Annotated in this window: 16 protein-coding genes and 1 tRNA gene; 13 read left to right on the top strand and 4 right to left on the bottom strand. The window is 71.4% G+C overall.

From position 1 onward, the window contains the following. Positions 1–63 precede the first annotated feature (63 nt). The 8 genes from topA (at position 64) to EDD34_RS18905 (ending at position 10,249) form a co-directional block, all read left to right on the top strand. Positions 64–2,904 (top strand): type I DNA topoisomerase, encoded by a 2,841-nt coding sequence (gene topA / locus EDD34_RS18940; RefSeq protein ID WP_123815948.1) that lies wholly within the window; start codon positions 64–66, stop codon positions 2,902–2,904. A 112-nt stretch (positions 2,905–3,016) separates the two neighbouring features. Beyond that, positions 3,017–3,754 (top strand): dTMP kinase, encoded by a 738-nt coding sequence (gene tmk / locus EDD34_RS18935; protein WP_123815947.1) that lies wholly within the window; start codon positions 3,017–3,019, stop codon positions 3,752–3,754. Then, positions 3,751–4,887 carry a DNA polymerase III subunit delta' gene (locus EDD34_RS18930; RefSeq protein ID WP_123815946.1) on the top strand — a complete coding sequence of 379 codons (1,137 nt, stop codon included), beginning with the start codon at positions 3,751–3,753 and terminating at the stop codon, positions 4,885–4,887. Before tmk ends, EDD34_RS18930 begins: the two co-directional genes overlap by 4 nt. A 144-nt stretch (positions 4,888–5,031) precedes the next feature. Continuing rightward, positions 5,032–6,654 carry an enoyl-CoA hydratase-related protein gene (locus EDD34_RS18925; protein WP_246012567.1) on the top strand — a complete coding sequence of 541 codons (1,623 nt, stop codon included), beginning with the start codon at positions 5,032–5,034 and terminating at the stop codon, positions 6,652–6,654. A gap of 192 nt (positions 6,655–6,846) precedes the next feature. Further along, positions 6,847–7,503 carry a hypothetical protein gene (locus tag EDD34_RS18920; RefSeq protein ID WP_123815944.1) on the top strand — a complete coding sequence of 219 codons (657 nt, stop codon included), beginning with the start codon at positions 6,847–6,849 and terminating at the stop codon, positions 7,501–7,503. 195 nt (positions 7,504–7,698) lie between these two features. After that, positions 7,699–8,319, top strand: a complete 621-nt coding sequence (locus EDD34_RS18915) for a hypothetical protein (protein WP_123815943.1) — start codon at positions 7,699–7,701, stop codon at positions 8,317–8,319. A gap of 129 nt (positions 8,320–8,448) precedes the next feature. Next, entirely contained in the window at positions 8,449–10,002 is a 1,554-nt protein-coding gene (locus tag EDD34_RS18910; protein WP_170177130.1) for an alpha/beta hydrolase, read from the top strand. 174 nt (positions 10,003–10,176) lie between these two features. After that, positions 10,177–10,249 (top strand) — tRNA-Thr (locus EDD34_RS18905). 130 nt (positions 10,250–10,379) lie between these two features. Here EDD34_RS18905 and EDD34_RS18900 read toward each other — a convergent pair. After that, a complete protein-coding gene (locus tag EDD34_RS18900) occupies positions 10,380–10,997 on the bottom strand; it encodes a dihydrofolate reductase family protein (RefSeq protein WP_123815942.1) in 618 nt (205 codons plus the stop codon). A gap of 128 nt (positions 10,998–11,125) precedes the next feature. Continuing rightward, positions 11,126–12,154 (bottom strand): GlxA family transcriptional regulator, encoded by a 1,029-nt coding sequence (locus tag EDD34_RS18895; protein WP_123815941.1) that lies wholly within the window; start codon positions 12,152–12,154, stop codon positions 11,126–11,128. A gap of 70 nt (positions 12,155–12,224) precedes the next feature. Here EDD34_RS18895 and EDD34_RS18890 point away from each other — a divergent pair, with 70 nt between their 5' ends. Both EDD34_RS18890 and def read left to right on the top strand, forming a co-directional pair. Continuing rightward, a complete protein-coding gene (locus tag EDD34_RS18890) occupies positions 12,225–13,550 on the top strand; it encodes an MFS transporter (protein ID WP_123815940.1) in 1,326 nt (441 codons plus the stop codon). A 38-nt stretch (positions 13,551–13,588) separates the two neighbouring features. Then, entirely contained in the window at positions 13,589–14,272 is a 684-nt protein-coding gene (gene def / locus EDD34_RS18885) for a peptide deformylase (RefSeq protein ID WP_123815939.1), read from the top strand. 12 nt (positions 14,273–14,284) lie between these two features. Here def and EDD34_RS18880 read toward each other — a convergent pair whose 3' ends face one another. Then, positions 14,285–14,902 (bottom strand): hypothetical protein, encoded by a 618-nt coding sequence (locus EDD34_RS18880; protein ID WP_123815938.1) that lies wholly within the window; start codon positions 14,900–14,902, stop codon positions 14,285–14,287. Between the two features lie 278 nt (positions 14,903–15,180). Between EDD34_RS18880 and EDD34_RS18875 the strand changes: the two genes are divergently transcribed. The 3 genes from EDD34_RS18875 to EDD34_RS21450 all read left to right on the top strand — a co-directional run bounded on the left by EDD34_RS18875 (position 15,181) and on the right by EDD34_RS21450 (position 18,536). Beyond that, on the top strand, positions 15,181–17,739 hold the full coding sequence (locus tag EDD34_RS18875) for an ATP-dependent Clp protease ATP-binding subunit (protein ID WP_123815937.1): 2,559 nt from the start codon (positions 15,181–15,183) through the stop codon (positions 17,737–17,739). Between the two features lie 219 nt (positions 17,740–17,958). Beyond that, positions 17,959–18,162, top strand: a complete 204-nt coding sequence (locus EDD34_RS18870; RefSeq protein WP_211341638.1) for a ribbon-helix-helix protein, CopG family — start codon at positions 17,959–17,961, stop codon at positions 18,160–18,162. Continuing rightward, positions 18,162–18,536: a type II toxin-antitoxin system death-on-curing family toxin gene (locus EDD34_RS21450; RefSeq protein WP_342774869.1), complete on the top strand. Its 375-nt coding sequence runs from the start codon at positions 18,162–18,164 to the stop codon at positions 18,534–18,536. The genes EDD34_RS18870 and EDD34_RS21450 overlap by 1 nt, the downstream gene beginning before the upstream one ends. Positions 18,537–18,607: 71 nt before the next feature. Here EDD34_RS21450 and EDD34_RS18860 read toward each other — a convergent pair whose 3' ends face one another. Next, on the bottom strand, positions 18,608–19,492 hold the full coding sequence (locus EDD34_RS18860) for a hypothetical protein (protein WP_123815934.1): 885 nt from the start codon (positions 19,490–19,492) through the stop codon (positions 18,608–18,610). Between the last annotated feature and the right edge of the window lie 19 nt (positions 19,493–19,511).

Genomic DNA, 19,511 nt, shown 5'->3' with positions numbered 1-19,511 from the left:
GTGGGGACGTGGCGACCCGGCCCCAGAACCCGCCCACCTCGATGCCCCAGGAAGCAGGAACGGATGCCCCAGCCACGCAAGCTCGTGATCGTCGAGTCGCCCACGAAGGCGCGGAAGATCCAGGGCTATCTCGGCGACGACTTCGAGGTCGAGGCCAGTGTGGGGCACATCCGCGACCTCCCGCAGCCGAGCGACCTGCCCGCGGAGATGAAGAAGGGCCCGTACGGCAAGTTCGCCGTCGACGTCGACAACGGGTTCGATCCGTACTACGTGGTCCACTCGGACAAGAAGAAGAAGGTCACCGAGCTCAAGCGGGCGCTCAAGGAGGCCGACGAGCTCTACCTCGCCACGGACGAGGACCGCGAGGGCGAGGCCATCGCCTGGCATCTGATCCAGGAGCTGAAGCCGAAGGTCCCGGTCAAGCGGATGGTGTTCCACGAGATCACCCGCGAGGCGATCATGCGGGCCCTGGAGAACACGCGGGAGCTGGACCAGGACCTCGTGGACGCGCAGGAGACGCGCCGCATCCTCGACCGGCTCTACGGGTACGAGGTGTCGCCCGTGCTCTGGCGCAAGGTGGGCAAGGGGACGTCCGCCGGGCGGGTGCAGTCGGTCGCGACGCGGCTCGTCGTCGAGCGGGAGCGGGAACGCATGGCGTTCGTGTCCGCCGGCTACTGGGACGTCACGGGAACGTTCGCGGTGGTCGACGACGCCGACCAGCCCGCCTTCCGCGCCCGGCTCGCACAGCTCGGCGGGGACCGGGTCGCCACGGGCCGGGACTTCGACGACCGCGGCCGCCTCAAGGTCCGCACCGGCGTGGTGGCCCTGGACGAGGCAGCGGCCACCGCCGTCGTCGGCGGCCTCGACGGCGCGGACTACCGGGTCAAGAGCCTGGAGACCAAGCCGTACACGCGCCGCCCCGCGGCGCCGTTCACCACGTCCACGCTGCAGCAGGAGGCGGGCCGCAAGCTGCGGATGAGTTCGCGGCAGACCATGCGCACCGCGCAGGCGCTGTACGAGAACGGGTACATCACCTACATGCGTACCGACAGCCCGTCGCTGTCGAAGGAGGCGACCGACGCCGCGCGTCACCAGGCCGCCGAACTGTACGGCCAGGAGTACGTGCCCGGCCCGCCGCGCCTGTACCAGTCGAAGAACAAGGGCGCGCAGGAGGCGCACGAGGCGATCCGTCCCGCCGGTGACACGTTCCGCACGCCGGCGCAGGTGGCCGGCGAGCTCGCCGGGGACCAGTTCCGGCTGTACGAGCTGATCTGGAAGCGCACCGTCGCCTCCCAGATGGCCGACGCCAAGGGGTCGACCGCGACGGTGCGGCTCGGCGCGCACGTCGCGGACGCCGCACCCGCGCACGGGGGCAGCGAGGCGGTGTTCACGGCGTCGGGCACGGTCATCACGTTCCGCGGGTTCCTCGCCGCCTACGAGGAGTCGCGGGATCTCGACCCGGACGCGGACGCCCTCGACAGGCCGTCGGGCAGGAGCGGGAGCAAGAACGACAGCGAGACGCGCCTGCCGCGGATGGCCGAGGGCGACACGCTGACCGGGCGCGACCTCGCCGCCGAGGGGCACAGCACGTCCCCGCCCGCCCGCTACACGGAGGCGTCGCTGGTCAAGGCGCTGGAGGAGCGAGGCATCGGCCGCCCGTCGACGTACGCGGCGATCATCTCGACCATCCAGGACCGCGAGTACGTGTGGAGCCGCGGCCAGGCGCTCGTGCCGACCTGGCGGGCGTTCGCCGTCGTCCGGCTGCTCGAGCGGCACTTCGTGCGGCTCGTCGACTACGACTTCACGGCCGCCATGGAGGCCGACCTCGACGAGATCGCCGCCGGCGACCGCCATCGTGCGGCGTGGCTGCGAGAGTTCTACTTCGGGGAGGACGGCCCCGGCGCCGACGCCACCCACGGCACGTCGGACGCCGCGGGGGTCGACGCGCACGGCGGCGGCCTGCGCGACCTGGTCGAGCACCTCGGGGAGATCGACGCGGCGGCGATCAACTCCGTGGAGATCGGCGAGGGCATCCGCGTGCGCGTGGGCCGCTACGGCCCCTACCTGGAGGACACCCGGGCCGAGGTGCCCGACGGCGAGAAGCCGGTGCGCCCCCGCATCCCGGACGACATCGCACCGGACGAGCTCACCGTCGCCAAGGCCCGCGAACTGTTCGCCGCCGGCGCCGACGACGGCCGCGAACTCGGCAAGGACCCCGCCTCCGGGCACCCGATCGTGGCGCGGAACGGGCGATTCGGGCCGTACGTGACCGAGAAGCTCCCCGAGCCGGAGCTCGACCCGGGCCTGTCGGCGGCGGCGCGCAAACGCGCGCTCGCGAAGCAGCCGAAGCCCAGGACGGCCTCCCTGTTCTCCGACATGGCACTGGACAGCGTCACGCTGGAGGACGCGCTGCGGCTGCTCTCCCTGCCCCGGGTGGTCGGCGTCGACCCGGAGACCGGCACGGAGATCACCGCGCAGAACGGCCGCTACGGGCCCTACCTCAAGAAGGGCACGGACTCGCGGTCCCTGCCCACGGAGGAGTCCCTGTTCACCGTCACGCTGGAGGAGGCGCTCGAGCTGTACAAGCAGCCCAAGCGCCGCGGCCGCGCGGCCGCCGCCCCGCCGCTGCGGGAACTGGGCGAGGACCCGACCAGCAAGAAGCCGATCGTCGTGAAGGACGGCCGCTTCGGGCCGTACGTGACGGACGGCGAGACGAACCGGACGCTGCCCCGCGACCTCACCCCGGACTCCGTCACGCCCGAGCGTGCCATCCAGCTGCTGGAGGAGAAGCGGGCGCAGGGTCCCAAGAAGAAGACGACGCGGAAGCCCGCGGCCAAGAAGCCCGCGGCCAAGAAGACGACCACGGAGAAGACGACCACGAAGACGTCGTCGGCCAAGAAGTAGCCGTGCCGGCGCTCGCGGCCGGCGGCCTCACCGGTACGGCCGCGGTGCCCCGCGGCCGTACCGGTGGCCGCACCCGTCGTCGGTGTCGGTCTCCCCGACTACTGTGGCGGACGTGAGCACACCCGGATTCTTCATCTCCTTCGAGGGCGGCGACGGCGTCGGGAAGTCGACGCAGGCGCGCCTGCTCGGCGACTGGCTGGCCGGCCTGACCGGTCGCGAGGTCGTGCTCACGCGCGAGCCCGGGGGCACGGACCTCGGCAAGGAGCTGCGGGCCGCCGTGCTGCACGGCGCGGACATGGGGCCCCGCGCGGAGGCCCTCCTCTACGCGGCGGACCGCGCGCACCACGTGGAGTCCCTGATCCGGCCCGCCCTGGAGCGCGGCGCCGTGGTCATCACCGACCGCTACCTCGACTCGTCGGTGGCCTACCAGGCAGGCGGCCGGACGCTCGGCGAGGACGACGTCGAGCACCTGTCGCTGTGGGCCACGGACGGTCTGCTCCCGGACGCCACGGTGCTGCTCGATCTCGATCCCTCCGTCGCGGCGGAGCGCCGCGCCGGCACCGGCGAGACGCCGGACCGCCTGGAACGCGCCGGCGAGGAATTCCACCGCCGTACCCGCGAGGCCTACCTGCGTCGCGCCGGAACCGACCCGGATCGCTGGATCGTCGTCGACGCGGCCCGGCTCGTCGAGGACATCCAGGCGCAGATCCGGGTGGATGTCGCCGCCCGGCTCGGACTCACCCCCGTGGTGACCGAGGCGGTCACCGAGGCCGCGGAGCGCCACGGCACCGAGAGCGGGAACCGCGCCGCCACCGACCAGGCGCCTCGGGGCCAGGAGGGACGGGCATGAGCGTCTGGGACGAGGTGGTGGGGCAGGAGTCGGCGGTGGCCATGCTGCACGCGTCGGCGACGCGCCCGGAGGCCATGACGCACGCCTGGCTGCTCACCGGCCCGCCCGGCTCGGGCCGTTCCGTGGCCGCACGGGCGTTCGCGGCCGCGCTGCAGTGCGAACAGGGCGGCTGCGGAACCTGCCACGCCTGCACCACGACGCTGGCCGGCACCCATCCCGACGTCACCCTCCTGGCGACCGACAAGGTGGTCATCACCATCGACGAGGTCCGCGACCTGGTCGGCACGGCGGCCCGCACCCCGACACAAGGCCGGTGGCGGGTGATCGTGGTCGAGGACGCCGACCGCATGGCGGAACGGACCACGAACCTGCTGCTCAAGTCGATCGAGGAGCCGCCCCCGCACACGGTCTGGGTCCTCTGCGCGCCCTCGGTGCAGGACGTGCTGCCCACGATCCGCTCCCGCTGCCGGGCGGTGGTGCTGCGGGTCCCGCCCGCCGAGGCCGTGGCCGGTCTGCTGGTCCGGCGCGACGGCGTGGACCCCGACGTCGCGCTGACGGCCGCCCGAGCGGCGCAGAGCCACGTCGGCATGGCCCGGCGGCTGGCCCGTGACACGGGCGCACGGGAGCGCCGGTCCGCCGTTCTCGGCCTCGCGCGCCGGATCCGTGGCGTGGGAGACGCCGTCCTCGCCGCCGGTGAACTGGTCGACGTCGCCAAGCAGGAGGCCGCCGCCGCGACCGAGGAGCGCGACGCCGCCGAGAAGGCGGAGCTGCTGCGCGCCCTCGGCGTGGCCGACGGCGAACCGCTGCCCCCGAAGCTGCGCTCCCAGGTGAAGCAGCTTGAGGAGAGCCAGAAGCGCCGCGCCACCCGCCGGCAGCGCGACGTGCTGGACCGGGCCATGCTCGACCTGCTGTCCTTGTACCGGGACGTGCTCGTGCTCCAGCTCGGCGCCGACGTCGACCCGGTCAACGGGGAACAGGCGGGCACGGTCCGTGACCTCGCCCGCGACTCCACGCCCGAACAGACGATCCGGCGCATGGACGCGATCGCCGTGGCCCGTCAGCGTCTCGACGGCAACGTGGCGCCGCTGCTCGCGTGCGAGGCGATGACGATCGCACTGCGCCCACAGGGTTGATCGAACCGCTATCAACATCCTGTGTTGTCCGGAATGAGCATCGCTCGCTAGGCTCACGGCTCGGCACCCCCCGAGCCCAGTCCCAATCTTGAAGGAGCCACCGTCGCGATGCGGATCCTGCTGCTCGTCTCAGCATTCAACGGCTTGACCCAACGCGTGTGGTGCCATCTGCGGGAGCATGGCCACGACGTCGGGGTGGAGCTGGCCGGAACGTTCGACAGGCCGCGGGAGCTGGTCGAAGCCGTCGACTCCGCGGCACCGGACCTGATCCTGTGCCCGTTCCTGAAGCACCGCGTGCCCGAGGAGGTCTGGCGCAGGTACCCGACCGTGATCGTGCACCCCGGCCCCGTGGGGGACCGCGGGCCGTCGTCCCTCGACCACGCGATCCTCGACGGGCGCGCGCAGTGGGGCGTCACCGCGCTCTCCGCCGTCGAGGAGATGGACGCCGGCCCCGTCTGGGCGTCGAATGTCTTCGACATGCCCGCCGCACCCGTCTCCAAGGCCGCCCTCTACAACAGCCGCGTCGCGGACGCCGCGATGGCGTGCGTGGACGAGGTGCTGCGCAAGGTCGACGCCGGCGACCTGCCGCTGGACGCCGACCAGTGCCTCCGGGTGGTCGCCGACACGGGCGAGCGGCCGCTCCTGCGCCGCAGGGACTTCGAGATCGACTGGGTCGAGCCGGCCCAGGAGCTCGCCCGCCGCGTCGCCGCCGCCGACAGCGCCCCGGGCGCGCCCGCCGACGTGCAGGGCCGCCGCGTGTGCCTGTACGACGCCGTCGCCTCGGACGTCGAGACGGGAGCGGTGCCCGGGACCGTCGTCGGGCACAGCGTCGACGCCGTCGCCATCGCCTGCGGCACCGGCACGCTCTGGGTGGGCTACGCCGCCCCGCTCACCGAGCGCCGCGGGACCAAGCTCCCCGCCTCCCGGGTGATCGACACGAGCCGGACCCCCTACCTCAAGGTTCCCGACGCGCTCGCGGAGACCTCCTACGTGCGCGACGAGCACGTCGGCTACCTGACGCTCCGCTCCTACAACGGGGCGATGTACGCGGAGCAGTGCCGGCGGTTCACGAGCGCGGTCGAGAAGGCCCTCACGGAGGACACCCGGGTGCTCGTGGTGCGCGGCACGGAGTACGCGTTCTCGAACGGCATCCACCTCGGCGTGATCGACGCGGCACCGGATCCGGCTGCCGAGGCCTGGGAGAACATCTGGGCGATCGACGAGCTGTGCCTCGTGCTGGCGAACGCCGACCAGCTCACGATGACCGCCTTCACGGCGAACGCGGGCGCCGGTGGTGTGATGGCGGGCCTGTGCACGGACGTCACCGTGGCCCGCGACGGCGTGATCCTCAACCCCTACTACGACATGGGCATCTACGGCTCCGAACTGCACTCGTGGGCCCTGCCGCAGCGGGTCGGCGAGCAGCGCGCCGACACCCTGCTGCACCGCAAGCTCCCGATCTCCGCGGCCGAGGCGGACCGGATCGGGATGATCTCGGGTGTCGGCCCGCGTGACATGGCTGCCTTCGACGAGTGGCTCGGCGAGACCGCCCGCGGCTACGCCGAGCCGGCCACGCTGACGACGACGCTGGCGCGAAGCGCCGAGCGGCGGGTCCGGTCGAAGCCGCTGTCGTACCACCAGACCATCGAGCTGGCGGAGATGGCCCGCGACTTCTTCGACGACCGCAACGGGTTCGCGGACCTGCGCAAGCGCTTCCTCACGAAGGCGGCGCCGGAGGTGACCCCGGCGAAGCTGCGGTTCGGCTGAGAGCCGGACGACGGCGTCGGCGGTCCGGACGACGGGCCAGTCTCCGGACCGCCCCCGCGGGGCAAGGAAGTCCGAGCGCAACGGAACGCACTCTCGCTGCCGAACGTGGAGCAGTGTGCACATCCTGGGCGTAGCGGGCGGTTGCGTTGACCGGATGCGGCGCGCCCGACGCGATTCCAGGGGGTTGACACCATGAAGAATGCAGGTCGCAATGTTTCGCCGCGTGTGGTGACGGCGGTGGGGGCGGGCCTCGCGCTCGCTCTGCTGGCCGGGGGAGCCGGAGCGGCGGCCGCGTCCCCGGCCGGCCCGGAGACCGCGACGGGCGGTGCCGGCCCGGCAGCCGGGCCTGGCGGTGGCCCGGTGCCGTCCGGGCACTTCGAGCGGTTGCCCGCCGACGGCGGGAGCGTGACGTCGTCCGACGACTTCTTCGTTCTCGTGCCGGGCCACAGCAGGCGCGGGCTTCCTCCGGGCGTGGAGCTCGACGACTCCGGCGCCACGGTCGCCGGTGGCGCGTGGACCCCTGTCGAGGGGCTGCTGTACGTCGTGACGCTCGGGTCCAGCACCTGCCCCCGGATCGCGGAGCCCGTGGCGAGCGACACCACGGCGGGCGCCGGTCTGGGCGCCGACGACGAGCTGGGCGACATCGACGTCACGATCTCGGGGCCGGAACCCGGTGCCGTGTGCACGGCGGACTGGGTGCCGACCACCACCGTGGTCGCGGCACCGGACGGAGCGGACCACGGGGAGACCGTGTCGCTCCGGATCGGCGGGCTGGGCAAGACGGACCTGCTCCCGCGGCCGGAGTCCGGCGCGGTGGGGCCTCCGGCCTGGATCCGCGCCGATCGGTGACGCCGGGTCGAGCGACCGGGCGCCGCGGCCTCCTCCGGCCCGGCCCGGCCCGGCCCGGATCTGATCGGATCGGGTGAATGTCCGCGCTGGTGTGCAAGCGGTCCGTGGCACGAGACATGGGAGGGGTGGGTGACGCTCCGGGGTGTGGGCCGGAGCGTCACCCACCACATCCGTCTGTGATGGAAGGATCGCGGCATGACGACGACGACGACGGACGCCCGCGGGGTGCGGTTCACCGGCCTGGCCGGAGCGGTACTGGCGTGTGTTCTGCTGGCAGGCTGTGCCGGTGCGGACACGACAGGCGGTGCCTCCGCCGCGCCGGACGAGGAGACCACGGCCGGCAGCACGCCGTCGGACACCGCAGACACCGGTGACGAGGAGAGCGACATGGACGACGACGGAGCGCGCAACCTCCGCCCGAAGAACGCGGCCACGGAGATCGACCCGCTGGTCGCCGGCGCCACGGGCACGGGACTGCCGGAAGGCGTGGAAGGGAGCACGTCCTCGCCGGCCGGCGCGGCGTGGTCGCCCGAGCCGGGGCTGATCTACGTGGTGACGAACGACTCCAGCTCCTGTCCGATCATCGCCGAGCCGACGGCGGCGGAGGAGGACGGCGAGATCGCCGTCGGCCTGCTGCCACGGCGGGACGGCATGTGCACGATGGACTGGGTGCCGACCACGAGCGTCGTGCAGGTTCCGGACGGCGTCGAGGACGGTTCCGCCGTGGCGGTGCGCCTCGGCGACAAGGGCACGCTGGACCTCCCGGCCCGGGAGACGGACGGCGAGCCCGGGCCGATCGCGTGGGTCGCGAACTGACGCCGGCCCGGGGTCGGCGCGACGGGGTGCGGCCGGCGGGCGCGAGAGCCGACGGACACGTCGTGAGGGTGCGGTGAATCCTGCCCCGCCCGGGCGGGCGCCGGTCGCGATTTTCGATAGGTTGTCCAGGTGATCCGCCCAGCCCGACGCCCTGCGGCCGTCGTCGCCTGCCTGCTCGTGCCCGTCCTGCTGCTCGCGGCCTGTGCGGTGCCGCCGAAGAACCAGGTGGCGCTCGAGGACGTGGGCAAGTCCGGAGGCGGGGCCGGTGGTGGCACCGCCGCGGCGTCGGGTGCGCCCGACGGGTTCGAGGACTTCTACACGCAGGCGGTCGAGTGGAGCGAGTGCGGCGGCTTCCAGTGCGCCACCGTCGACGCCCCGCTCGACTGGCAGGATCCGGGCGCCGGCACCATCGAGATCGCGATGAAGAAGCTGCCGGCCACCACCGACGAGCCGCGGGGGTCGTTGCTGGTCAACCCGGGCGGCCCGGGAGCCTCCGGCATCGGGCTGGTGGAGTCCACCAGCACCTTCGGCTTCCGTCTGCGCGCGGAGTACGACATCGTCGGGTTCGATCCGCGCGGCGTCGGCCAGTCCACGCCGGTGACCTGCGTGGACGACGAGGCGAAGGACGAGTTCCTCACCACCGACTACCCGGACACCGACGAGGGCATCGCGCAGCAGATCGAGGCCATCCGCCAATGGGGCCAGGCGTGCGCCGAGAACACCGGCGAACTGCTCGGCAACGTGGACACGCAGAGCGCGGCCCGCGACATGGACATGCTGCGCGCCGCCCTGGGCGACGAGAAGCTCAACTACCTCGGCTACTCCTACGGCACGCAGCTGGGTGCCACGTACGCCGGGCTGTTCCCCGGCAACGCGGGCCGGCTGGTGCTCGACGGCGCCATCGACATCACCCTCACGTCCGACGAGGTGGCCGCGGAGCAGGCGGTCGGTTTCGAGAACGCCCTGCGGGCCTACGTCGAGGACTGCATCGCCGGGCCCGAGTGCCCGCTCGGGGACACCGTCGACGTCGGGCTGCAGCAGATCAGGTCGATGGTGAACGATGCCGCGGCACACCCCATCGCGACGTCGTCCGGCCGGGTGGTGACGAAGAAGCTCGCGTTCTACGGCGTCGCCATGCCGCTGTACAACGAGGCCAACTGGTCGTACCTCACCACGGCGCTGCAGGAGATCTTCTGGGAGGGCCGGGGCGACACGCTCCTGCTGCTCGCGGACAACTACAACGACCGGAACCCCGACGGCAGCTTCAACTCCAACAGCGAGGAGGCCTTCCGAGCGATCAACTGCGCCGACGGCCGTGCCACCGAGGACCTGGAGGAGATGAAAAAGCTCGCCGCCGAGATCGTCGAGGACGCGCCCACACTCGGCGAGTCGTTCGGCTTCTCGGGCGTGGACTGCGCGGACTGGCCGTACCCGGCCGTGAAGCAGGATTTCGACATCCACGCGAAGGGCGCGGCACCGATCATGGTGATCGGCACCACGAACGACCCCGCGACGCCGTACCGCTGGTCCGAGGCACTGGCCGACACGCTCGACTCCGGATTCCTCGTGACCTATCAGGGCGAGGGCCACACGGCCTACGGACGCTCCAACGAGTGCGTCAACGGCGCCGTCGAGGACTACCTAGTGAACGGCTCCGTCCCGGACGGCGAGCTGACCTGCTGACCACGGACGACGGCGGTCGTGGCGCGCTCGGGCGCCCACGGCCCGCCGCGCCGCGGAGCGGTTCACGCGCCGCGATCGGGCCGGCGGAGGTCACACCCGATTCGCTTTGCTGACTTGGCCGGACGTCAGGTACTGTTGGGGCCGCTGCCGGGTGGTTCACCACCGGGAAGCAACGCCGCCTTAGCTCAGTCGGTAGAGCGGTTCACTCGTAATGAACAGGTCGACAGTTCGATTCTGTCAGGCGGCTCAACGACGGAAAACCCCGCACGACCAGGGATCACATCCCGCCGGTCGGGCGGGGTTTTCCGCGTCTCAGGCACCGGGAGCCTTGGCGGCTTCACCGCGAACCCTGCCGGCTGGCTGTGCCGCACCGTCACCTAGATCGGGGCCACGCCCTCGTAGTCGGCGAGTGGCGCCGGGCCGGTGACGTCGTACTCGAGCACGACGAGTCCTGAGGGCATGGTCCGCTCTTCGCGCAGCCTGAGCCCGGCGTCCGCGCTTCCGGCGAGAAGGCGCCTGCCCTGACCGACGACGACGGGCGCGACGGCGAGGCGGAGCGTGTCCACGAGGCCGGCGTCCAAGAGGGATGCGGCAAGGTGCGCACTGCCGTGCACCTGCGCCTCGCGTCCGTCCTTGGACCTCAGGGCGCCGACGGTCTCGGCGATGTCGCCGCGAAGGACGGTGGTCGGGTTCCAGCTTCCCTCGTCGAGGGTGTTGCTGACGACGTATTTCGGCAGAGTGTTCATCCGCACGGCGAACGGGTCGGGTTCAGGGATCTGGGGCCAGTCGCGGGCGAACGCCTCGTAGGTGCGTCGGCCGAGCAGGAGGCCGTCCGCCTGGTCGAGCCAGTCCGAAGCCTGTCGGACGAAGGCTTCATCGAGATAGGGGACGAACCAGCCACCGCGGGTGAACCCGCCGCTCGGATCCTCGTCCGCCGATCCCGGTCCCTGGGAGACGCCGTCGAGGCTGACGAACTGGGTGATGGAGATCTTCATGTCGTGGCCTCTCTCTCGGCAACGGCTGCGAGGGCGGCTGAGGCAAAGTGTTATCCGGGCCGAGGGTGCGGCGCAAGGGAAGCTGTTCGCACCACGGGGTGATCCGCCGGCTCGGTCCTCCGCGACGCTCAGGCCGCCGGCCGGAAGGTGCGGCGGTACTGGGTCGGGCTGACGCCCAGGGTCGTCTGCATGTGGGCGCGCAGGGACTGCGCCGTGCCGAAGCCGCAGCGTGCGGCGATCCGCTCGACGGCGAGGTCCGTGTCCTCCAGCAGGCGTCGGGCGAGGTCCACGCGTCGGCGGACGAGCCACTGCCCCGGGCTCTCGCCGGTCTCCTCGCGGAACCTGCGGGTGAACGTCCGGACCGACATCGCGGCGTGCCCGGCCATCTCCGCGAGCGTGATCGGCTCGTGGAGGCGTTCCATGGCCCAGGCGCGGGCAGGCGCGGTGCCGGGTCCGTCGGCGTCGGGCACGGGACGGTCGACGTACTGCGCCTGGCCGCCGTCGCGATGCGGGGGCACCACGGTGCGCCGCGCGACGTCGTGCGCGATCGCCGTCCCGTGGTCCCGCCGCAGCAGGTGCAGGCAGAGATCGATGCCGGCGGCGACGCCCGCCGACGTGAGCACGTCGCCGTCGTCCACGTACAGCACGTCCGGGTTCACCTGGATCTCGGGATGCAGCTGCCGCATGAGGTCGGTGTAGTGCCAGTGCGTGGTGGCGGGCCGGCCGTCGAGCAGCCCCACTCCGGCGAGCTGGAGTGCCCCCGTGCAGATCGAGACGATCCTGGCGCCCGGCCGGATCCGGCCGAGCGCCTCCGCCATGTCGGGGGCCGTGACCCCGCTCGTGAACGCGGTGCCGTGCTCCCTGACGGCCGGTACGACGACGGTGTCGGCGGACTCGAGCGCCTCCGGGCCGTGATCCACGAGCACGGTCACGTCCGAGTCCGACCGCACCGCGCGAGGCTCGCGGGTGGTGCACGTGACGACGTCGTAGAGCGGCTCGTGTCCGTCCGGCGTGCGTGCGATGCCGAAGATGCGATGCGGGATGCCCAGCTCGAACGGGATGAAGCCGTCGGTGATCAGCACAGCGACGCGGTGCGGGGGCGCGAGGGTGGGCCGGTCACCGGATTCGCCGTGGCCGGGAAGCTGTCGACTCACCATGGCCGGATCCTATCGAAACACGACCATCAGGCCACTGGTTCAGGCATCGGCCGCACCGCAGTCTGTGGCCATGACGCAGACCGACACCCCGGCTCCGGCCGCGCAGCCCGGACCGCCGGGCCGGACACCCCGCCCGCCGCGTTCCGCGCCGCGGATCCACCCCGCCTGGTGGGTCGCCCTGGTCAGCTTCCTCACGATCCTGGGCGCCGCGGCCTTCGCGGCGGCGCCAGGGCTCCTGATCGAGCCGCTGCACCACGAACTCGGCTGGTCCCGCGCCACCATCGGCGCCGGCCTGTCGATCCAGCTCGTGCTGTACGGGATCACGGCCCCGTTCGCCGCCGCGCTCATGGACCGCTTCGGGATCCGGCCGGTGGTGGCGGTGGCGCTCTCGGTCATCGCGCTCGGGGCGTTCTCCACGATCTGGATGACCGAGCCCTGGCACTTCGTGCTCGCCTGGGGCGTGATGGTGGGCCTGGGCAGCGGCGCGCTCGCGCTGGCGTTCACCGCGACGGTCACCCAGCGCTGGTTCGTGAGGCGACGGGGTCTGGTCAGCGGTGTGCTGACGGCCGCCACGGCGTCGGGCCAGCTCGTCTTCCTGCCCCTGCTCGCCTGGATGGTCGAGAACCAGGGCTGGCGGGCGGCGTCGATCGTCGTCGCACTCGCCTGCGCACTGGTCATGCCGCTGGTGCTGCTCCTGCTGCGGGACCACCCGGCCGACGTCGGCCTCGCGCCCTACGGGAGCGACGAGTTCGCGCCGAAGCCGCCGCCCCGGCGCGGCGTCGCCCGGCGCACGGTCTCGGCGCTCGTGCGCGCCGCGCGCACGCCGGTGTTCTGGCTCCTGGCCGGGGCCTTCGCGATCTGCGGCGCGACGACGAACGGGCTGGTGCGCACCCACTTCGTGCCGTCCGCGCACGACCACGGGATGCCCATCACGGTGGCCGCCTCGTTGCTGGCGGTGATCGGCGTCGTCGACATCATCGGGACGATCGGTTCCGGCTGGCTCACCGACCGCTTCTCCCCGCGCGCGCTGCTCGGCGTGTACTACACGCTGCGCGGCGTCGCCCTCCTGTTCCTGCCGACGCTGCTGGCGCCGACGGTCGATCCGCCGATGATCCTCTTCATCGTGTTCTACGGTCTGGACTGGGTCGCGACCGTGCCGCCGACCCTGGCGCTGTGCCGGGAGATCTACGGTGAGGAGGCGCCCGTCGTGTTCGGCTGGGTGCTCGCGTCCCACCAGGTCGGGGCCGGCGTCGTCACCTGGCTGGGCGGCCTGGTACGCGACACCACGGGCTCCTACGACCTGGTCTGGTACGGCGCGGGGGTGCTGTGCGCGGGGGCGGCGGTCATGTCGCTGGTGATCCGCCGCGCGCACCGGAGTGAACCGGTCACGGCCTGACGGGAGCCGCGTGGCGTGGCCGACTAGGCTCCTTCTCCATGTGGAGTTTCGGACGGCGCAAGCCCGTCACCTATCTGCTCGGCGAGCCGGTCGAGGACTATCCGGCGCAGGTCCCCGAGGCGCGCCGGGGACGCGTGCTGCGGATCACGGAGATCGGGGAACCGGTGCTGCACACCCCCACCCGCAAGGTGACCGAGTTCTCCACGCCCGAGCTGAACCGGCTCGTGGACGACATGTTCGCCACGATGGAGGTCGCCCAGGGCGTCGGCCTCGCCGCCACCCAGGTGGGCTCCGACCTGCGCGTGTTCGTCTACGACGTGACGGACTCGCGCGGGGACCGGCACGTGGGCCACGTGCTGAACGCGGAACTCGAGACGGATCCGGACGCCGAGCTCATCGAGGAGGACGAGGGCTGTCTCTCGGTCCCGGGCGCCTACGAGCCCCTGCCGCGCCCGGGTGCGGCGACGGTGCGAGGTGTGGACCGCGACGGCGCTCCCGTGCAGCTCACCGGGTCCGGCTTCCTGGCGCGCGCCTTCATCCACGAGACGCAGCACCTCGACGGCACGCTCTACTGGGACCACCTGTCGCCCGAGTCGCAGCAGGACGCACTGCGCCAGCGCGACGAGGAACGCGACGACGTCCTGGCGCAGCGTCGCGAGCTCGCGATCGAGCTCGGGAAGAAGCCCGCGGAGTACCCGGCGGAACCGGCGGGCGGCAGGTAGGAGCCCTACCTGTCAGAAGTGCGGGCCGTCCTCGCCGTGCTTGATGTTCCGGATCGGGCGGGTCACCACGTCGATGCGGTCCACCAGGCCTGCCGGGCCGGTGACGATGAGCGCGCGGTCGGTGGTCGGCGCGTAGATCGCGGTGACGTCGCGCACCGTCACTGCCGTCCCGCCGCGCGGGCGGCCGTCGACCAGGAACTCGAGCGGCCCGCTCGGGACCTGGTCGACCTCGGCCACGATGGCGCGCATGGCCGTGCGGTAGTCCTGGTAGGCCTCGGCGAAGTCGATCGGGTCCGTGGCCTGTGCGGTCGCGTCCGGGTCGATGTCGGCGTGCAGGGGGGCCGCGAGCGCGCCACTGCACGCCGCCCGGACGATGTCGTCGATGTGGTCGCGGGGCGCGGCGACGCGGAGCGTCTCCACCTCCAGGGCCTCGCCCGCCACGGTGCGGTAGCCGCGGACGAAGCGTTCCTCCGTGGGGTCGGCCGGGTCCGCCGCGCCCGTGATCTCCTCGTCGACCAGGTACAGCCCCCAGGTGAGAGGGTCGTGCACCTCACCGACGACGCCGGAGAACCGCGCGAAGCGCGCGACGATCTGCTCCCACTCGGGTGTACGGCCGGCGTCGTCCGGCATGGCTCCTCCAGGGATCGGCTTAGGTGTGAGCCTGCCGTGCCACGGCCGAGCGGTCAACGATCCGCTGAGGTCGACACGCCGTCGGCGGGGTGTCCGACGGCGTGTCGGCGTGCCTTGGCGAGGTCTTTGCCCCCTGGCGTCACGCCCCTGGCGAACATGGGCACATGTGGGTCCGCCGCGTCGTTGGGAGCACATAGAGTCAACAGCAGTCAGGTTGTGTCGTCCGCCGGGTCCCCGGCCAAGGGACGCGGCAACGCCGCCCGTGTGAGGAGCTGATCATGTTCGAGAGATTTACGGATAGGGCCCGCCGGGTCGTAGTCCTCGCCCAGGAAGAGGCGAGGATGCTCAACCACAACTACATCGGAACCGAGCACATCCTCCTCGGCCTCATCCACGAGGGTGAGGGCGTCGCGGCCAAGGCACTCGAGTCCCTCGGGATCTCGCTCGACGGCGTGCGTACCCAGGTCACCGAGATCATCGGTGAGGGTCAGCAGGCGCCGAGCGGTCATATTCCGTTCACGCCACGCGCCAAGAAGGTGCTGGAGCTGTCACTGCGCGAGGCGCTGCAGCTCGGCCACAACTACATCGGCACCGAGCACATCCTGCTCGGCCTCATCCGTGAGGGCGAGGGTGTGGCTGCCCAGGTGCTGACCAAGATGGGTGCGGACCTGAACAAGGTGCGCCAGCAGGTGATCCAGCTGCTGTCCGGTTACCAGGGCAAGGAGCCGGTGTCCGCCGGCGGGCCGACGGAGGGCCAGCCCGCGGGCTCGGCGGTGCTCGACCAGTTCGGGCGCAACCTCACCCAGGCCGGCCGCGAGGGCAAGCTGGACCCGGTGATCGGCCGTACCCAGGAGATCGAGCGGGTCATGCAGGTGCTGTCCCGCCGCACCAAGAACAACCCGGTCCTGATCGGCGAGCCCGGCGTCGGCAAGACGGCGGTCGTCGAAGGACTGGCTCAGGACATCGTGCGCGGCGACGTGCCCGAGACGCTCAAGGACAAGCAGCTGTACACGCTGGACCTGGGCGCGCTCGTGGCCGGTTCGCGCTACCGCGGTGACTTCGAGGAGCGCCTGAAGAAGGTGCTCAAGGAGATCCGCACCCGCGGCGACATCATCCTGTTCATCGACGAGATCCACACCCTCGTGGGTGCGGGTGCCGCCGAGGGCGCGATCGACGCCGCGTCGATCCTCAAGCCGATGCTGGCGCGCGGGGAACTGCAGACCATCGGCGCCACCACGCTCGACGAGTACCGCAAGTACGTCGAGAAGGACCCGGCGCTGGAGCGCCGTTTCCAGCCGATCCAGGTCGCCGAGCCGTCCCTGGAGCACGCGATCGAGATCCTCAAGGGTCTGCGCGACCGCTACGAGGCGCACCACCGCGTGTCCATCACGGACCAGGCGCTCGCCTCGGCCGCGACGCTCGCGGACCGGTACATCAACGACCGCTTCCTGCCGGACAAGGCGATCGACCTGATCGACGAGGCCGGCGCCCGCCTGCGGATCCGCCGCATGACGGCGCCGCCGGAGCTGAAGCAGCTCGACGAGCAGATCGCCGATGCCCGCCGGGACAAGGAATCGGCCATCGACGCCCAGGACTTCGAGAAGGCCGCCGGCCTGAGGGACAAGGAGAAGCAGCTCACCCAGCTGCGGGCGGAGAAGGAGAAGGCCTGGAAGTCGGGTGACCTCGACACGGTCGCAGAGGTCGACGAGGAGCTGATCGCCGAGGTGCTGGCGATGTCCACGGGCATCCCGGTGGTGAAGCTCAACGAGGAGGAGTCCTCGCGCCTGCTCAAGATGGAGGAAGAGATCCACAAGCGGGTCGTCGGTCAGGAGACCGCGATCAAGGCACTGTCGCAGGCCATCCGCCGCACGCGGGCGGGCCTCAAGGACCCGAAGCGTCCGGGTGGTTCGTTCATCTTCGCCGGCCCCACGGGCGTCGGCAAGACCGAGCTGGCCAAGGCGCTCGCCGAGTTCCTCTTCGGGGACGAGGACGCGCTCATCCAGCTCGACATGTCGGAGTTCTCGGAGAAGCACACGGTCTCGCGGCTGTTCGGTTCCCCGCCCGGATACGTCGGCTACGACGAGGGCGGGCAGCTCACCGAGAAGGTGCGCCGCCGGCCGTTCTCCGTGGTCCTGTTCGACGAGGTGGAGAAGGCCCACGCGGACATCTTCAACTCGCTGCTGCAGGTGCTCGAGGACGGACGCCTCACCGACTCGCAGGGTCGAGTGGTGGACTTCAAGAACACCGTGATCATCATGACCACGAACCTCGGTACGCGGGACATCGCCAAGGGCGTGCAGACCGGCTTCAACGCCGGCGGCGACCTGGTGACCTCGTACGAGCGCATGAAGGCCAAGGTCAACGAGGAGCTCAAGCAGCACTTCCGGCCGGAGTTCCTCAACCGTGTCGACGACACGATCGTGTTCCCGCAGCTCACCCAGGACGAGATCATCCAGATCGTCGACCTGGAGATCGCCAAGCTGGACAACCGCATGCGCGACAAGGACATGGGCATCGAGCTCACCCCGGCGGCCAAGAGGCTGCTCGCGGAGAAGGGCTACGACCCGGTGCTCGGCGCACGGCCGCTCAAGCGGGCGATCCAGCGGGAGATCGAGGACACGCTGTCCGAGAAGATCCTGTTCGGCGAGATCAAGGCGGGTCAGACCGTGCAGATCGACAGCGAGGGCGAAGGCATCCTCGGCGAGTTCACGTTCAAGGGCGTGACCCGCGGGCGCCGTCGCAAGCCGGTCGAGGCGGAGACCCAGTCGGTTCCGGCCGGCGCGGGCCTGGCGCCGCGCGACCTCCCGCCGTCGGGCGAGATGATCGCGGGCGCGTGAGACGCCACTGAGCAGTGAAGAAGGGGCGCCGGGAATCATCCCGGCGCCCCTTCTCGCATCCTCCGTCGAGGCGGCACGGCGCACGTGCGACACGTTGCCCCGGCGATCGGATGCCCCCGGGCCCACGGAGTGGTATCGCGCTGATACCGGCGGCGGTAGCATCGTGGTAGCACACCGTTCGGCGTGCGCTATGTGTCTAGGGAAGGCATGATCATGGCCATGACTCTCCGACTCACCGAGGCCGAGGACAAGGCCCTCACCGACACGGCCGAGCAGCTCGGCATCTCCAAGCACGAGGCCGCCCGCCAGGCGATCCGGCAGCTCGTCGAGGCGACTCGTGCGCCGTCCACCAGTGACTGGCTCGATGCTGCCGAGTACGTGGGCCGACGTGACCGCGAGCTCCTGGACCGGCTGGCCCAGTGATGCACCTGGTCACACCTCTCCTCGCCCTGCAGATGTTCGAGGCGGCCGAGGGCGTGAGGCCAGTGGTCCGCGATCTAGGGCTGCTTGAGGGCGCTCTCGGGCGCGCAAGCATGACGTCGTACGGGCAGGAGCTATATCCCGGTATACATCTCAAGATGGCGGCGACCCTGGATTCCGTGAATCGCAACCACCCCCTGGTCGACGGCAACAAGCGCCTCGCCTGGCTCGTCGTGGCCACCACCTACCGGGTGAACGGGTATGGCGACCCGGCCGGGACCGTCGACGACCACGAAGCGCTGGTCCTCGACATCGCCTCCGTTCACCCCGAGCTCGACGAGATCGCGGCCCGGCTCAAGACCTGGTTCGGCGTCTGAGCCAGGTGTCGCGGACCATGCGGGTCTTTCTGGTCGCGAGCCCGGAACGGAAAGGCCCGCATCGTCTGCCGCTACTGCCCGCGTGCCTTCGCCGGAAGCCCGATCTCCCAGAACTCGATCGTCTGCAGCACCCAGAACACCGCGAAGATCAGCAGCAGCAGCGCCTCCACCACGAACACGGACTGGGCCGGCAGCGGCCGCCCCACCGCCTGGAAGCCGAAGTGCACACCGAGTGCCACGGCCAGGACGGTCAGCATCGTGACCGCGATGACCTGGTAGGTCCGGCGGTACCGCGCCGGGCTCAGGCCGCGGATCCGCTCGTCCGGCCCGCTCGTCACCGCCACGTCGCGGGCGTTCACCCAGGCGACGGCGATCAGGCACAGGAACAGGAGGACCGCGGCGACGTAGTGCGCCCAGTCCAGGAACGCCTCCGGCCACACCAGGTGTGCTCCGGCGACGGCCGCCCAGACGGCCCAGGTCGCCCACAGGTCCCACCCGCGGCCGCGCACCAGGTCGCGGCGGCGCGGCCAGGTCGCGAGCAGCAGCACGGCGAATCCGGCGATCAGCAGCGCCCCGACGTTGTTCGCCACCCGCTCGGGCACTTCCAGGCAGTAGGGCTCGCCGGTGCACACGCGGGGCAGGAGCGGGGTGGGGACCACCGCCGTCAGAAAGGCCAGCATCCCGGCGAAGTTCAGCAGCACGTCCTCGCCGCCGTCGCGCCCCTTGATCGCGATGAGGCACAGCCCCACCACGAGCAGTACCCCGACCAGGATGCTCTGCACCGGCGTGTAGAAGTAGGCGCTGATCGCGCTGAGCCACCACTCGTCACCGGGCCCCGCGGCCGCGCGGTCCGCCGAGATCTGCAGCGCCAGCGCCGCGAACAGCGCCAGCACCATCGACACGATCCCCACCCGCAGGTACCGGTAGGTGAGGATGACCCCCTGCGCCTCCGCCATGACCCCTAAGATGCCATAT

The sequence above is a fragment of the Myceligenerans xiligouense genome (assembly GCF_003814695.1).
Taxonomy (GTDB): domain Bacteria; phylum Actinomycetota; class Actinomycetes; order Actinomycetales; family Cellulomonadaceae; genus Myceligenerans; species Myceligenerans xiligouense.
The sequence above is the reverse complement of the archived record's forward strand: the minus strand, read 5'-3'. Positions and strand labels throughout refer to the sequence as shown.

Excerpts from the sequence above, each read along its gene's own strand:
- topA (WP_123815948.1), top strand. The coding sequence starts at position 64 with ATGCCCCAGCCACGCAAGCTCGTGATCGTCGAGTCGCCCACGAAGGCG.
- EDD34_RS18930 (WP_123815946.1), top strand. The coding sequence starts at position 3,751 with ATGAGCGTCTGGGACGAGGTGGTGGGGCAGGAGTCGGCGGTGGCCATG.
- EDD34_RS18920 (WP_123815944.1), top strand. The coding sequence starts at position 6,847 with ATGAAGAATGCAGGTCGCAATGTTTCGCCGCGTGTGGTGACGGCGGTG.
- EDD34_RS18915 (WP_123815943.1), top strand. The coding sequence starts at position 7,699 with ATGACGACGACGACGACGGACGCCCGCGGGGTGCGGTTCACCGGCCTG.
- EDD34_RS18900 (WP_123815942.1), bottom strand. The coding sequence starts at position 10,997 with ATGAAGATCTCCATCACCCAGTTCGTCAGCCTCGACGGCGTCTCCCAG.
- EDD34_RS18895 (WP_123815941.1), bottom strand. The coding sequence starts at position 12,154 with ATGGTGAGTCGACAGCTTCCCGGCCACGGCGAATCCGGTGACCGGCCC.
- EDD34_RS18890 (WP_123815940.1), top strand. The coding sequence starts at position 12,225 with ATGACGCAGACCGACACCCCGGCTCCGGCCGCGCAGCCCGGACCGCCG.
- def (WP_123815939.1), top strand. The coding sequence starts at position 13,589 with ATGTGGAGTTTCGGACGGCGCAAGCCCGTCACCTATCTGCTCGGCGAG.
- EDD34_RS18880 (WP_123815938.1), bottom strand. The coding sequence starts at position 14,902 with ATGCCGGACGACGCCGGCCGTACACCCGAGTGGGAGCAGATCGTCGCG.
- EDD34_RS18875 (WP_123815937.1), top strand. The coding sequence starts at position 15,181 with ATGTTCGAGAGATTTACGGATAGGGCCCGCCGGGTCGTAGTCCTCGCC.
- EDD34_RS18870 (WP_211341638.1), top strand. The coding sequence starts at position 17,959 with ATGACTCTCCGACTCACCGAGGCCGAGGACAAGGCCCTCACCGACACG.
- EDD34_RS21450 (WP_342774869.1), top strand. The coding sequence starts at position 18,162 with ATGCACCTGGTCACACCTCTCCTCGCCCTGCAGATGTTCGAGGCGGCC.
- EDD34_RS18860 (WP_123815934.1), bottom strand. The coding sequence starts at position 19,492 with ATGGCGGAGGCGCAGGGGGTCATCCTCACCTACCGGTACCTGCGGGTG.